This is a genomic window from Arthrobacter subterraneus (genome assembly GCF_900099735.1).
Classification (GTDB): domain Bacteria; phylum Actinomycetota; class Actinomycetes; order Actinomycetales; family Micrococcaceae; genus Arthrobacter_D; species Arthrobacter_D subterraneus.
The window spans coordinates 1-1,301 of the sequence record NZ_FNDT01000062.1 but is presented as its reverse complement, the minus strand read 5'-3'; the positions used below and the strand labels follow the sequence as shown (position 1 = coordinate 1,301).

The 1,301-nt window shown below is 64.5% G+C and carries 1 protein-coding gene and 1 other annotated feature; the gene reads left to right on the top strand.

Annotated features, from left to right (window positions below):
* Positions 1-51: 51 nt before the first annotated feature.
* Positions 52-1,271, top strand: a protein-coding gene (locus BLS52_RS18225; protein WP_245702948.1) for an IS3 family transposase whose coding sequence is annotated in 2 segments (ribosomal slippage) — positions 52-331 and positions 331-1,271 — 1,221 coding nt in all. Because the reading frame shifts where the segments join, the coding sequence is not laid out codon by codon here.
* Positions 330-443 (top strand) — a sequence feature (AL1L pseudoknot). (Overlaps the previous gene by 114 nt.)
* Positions 1,272-1,301 lie beyond the last annotated feature (30 nt).

Below are 1,301 nucleotides of genomic sequence, written 5' to 3'. Positions count from 1 at the left end.
TGAACCGTACCGGGTTTGATGGAGACATCGATTACCCGGAGGATGTTTTTCATGGCAGCACAGCGGAAGTACCCGATCGAGTTGCGCGAGCGTGCGACTCGGATGGTGATCGAGGCGCGAAAGAACCCGGCAACAAGGACCGGAGCGTTCGGGCGTGTCGGTGAACAGCTCGGAGTGAACCCGGAAGCGTTGCGGACCTGGGTGAAGCGGGCCGAGATCGATGAGGGACTGCGCCCGGGCACAACGAGCAGCGATGCGGAGCGGATCACCGAGCTCGAGCGCGAGGTCCGCGAACTGCGGCGGGCGAACACCATCCTGAAGCAGGCATCGGCTTTCTTCGCGGCGGAGCTCGACCGCCCGTCGAGGTGATGTGCGCCTTCATCGAGGAGCACCGCGACCAGCACGGGGTCGAGCCGATCTGCAGGGTGCTGCAGATCGCCCCGAGCACGTACTACGCCCACCGGAGCCGGCCTGCCTCGGCGAGGGACCTCCGGGACGAGAAACTCACCGAGGAGATCAAGACGGTGCACAAGGAGAATTACGGGGTTTACGGGGTCCGGAAGATTCACGCGCAGTTGCGCCGGCAGGGGCACCAGGTTGCCCGGTGCACCGTGGAGCGGCTCATGCGCGCCGAGGGCTTACGCGGGGTTTCCCGGGCCAAGGGGCCGCGGACGACGAGACCGGCACCGGAAACCGGCAGACCGCAGGACTTGGTTGAACGTAAGTTCAGCGCGGAGGCGCCGAACCGGCTCTGGGTCGCCGATATCACTTACGTGCGCACGTTCGCCAGCTGGGTCTACGCCGCGTTCGTGTTGGATGTCTTCTCCCGCCGGATCGTGGGCTGGCAAGTGGCGACCAGTCTCTACACCGAACTGGCCCTGGACGCCCTGGAGATGGGCATCTGGTCCCGCACCAAGGACGGAGCGGACCTGACCGGTCTGGTCCATCACAGCGACCGCGGCGTCCAATACCGGGCCATCCGTTACGCCGAGCGACTCGCCGCCGAGGACGCCGTCGCTTCTGTGGGTTCCCGCGGGGATAGCTACGACAATGCGATGGCCGAGGCGCTGAACTCGCTGTTCAAAGCCGAGCTGGTCCGCAACAAAGGCCCCTGGAAGGACATCAACCACCTCGAAGTCGCCCTCGCCGAATGGGTCGACTGGTACAACCACCGACGCCTCCACGGCGAACTCGGCCACGTCCCACCCAGCGAATACGAACAACAACACGCCGGTGTCAATGCCGGCCTACTAACCACAATTTCCAACTAAAAATCTCTCCACCAAACCCGGGGCTTGACA